The organism is Pseudomonas sp. BJa3 (assembly GCF_026343815.1).
GTDB classification, from domain to species: Bacteria; Pseudomonadota; Gammaproteobacteria; order Pseudomonadales; family Pseudomonadaceae; genus Aquipseudomonas; species Aquipseudomonas soli.
Window position 1 is genome coordinate 1 of record NZ_JAOXMC010000553.1, and the last position, 236, is coordinate 236.

Below are 236 nucleotides of genomic sequence, written 5' to 3' on the forward strand. Positions count from 1 at the left end.
ATCGCCAGCGGCTACGCCGGCCTGGACCACGAGTGGTTCTACCTGGACAAGACCATGATGGTGTTCGGTGACGCGAAGAAGGTCATCGATGACATGGTCAAGGCTGTGGAATAGGTCCAATGACCGCATCACGACCGCTTGTACAAGACACCCCCCGGGCAGCCAGTTCCGGGGTTTGTCGCAGTTGCCTGATCCAGATCACCGGCTCGATTTCCGGGCCGAGCCTGCGACCAGGG

The 236-nt window shown here is 60.6% G+C and carries 1 protein-coding gene; it reads left to right on the forward strand.

Going from position 1 to position 236, the window contains the following annotated elements; all coding sequences use genetic code 11:
- Positions 1–114, forward strand: a 114-nt coding sequence (locus tag OH705_RS28755; protein WP_267303639.1) for an NAD(P)(+) transhydrogenase (Re/Si-specific) subunit beta, incomplete at its 5' end; no start/stop codon positions are given.
- Positions 115–236 lie beyond the last annotated feature (122 nt).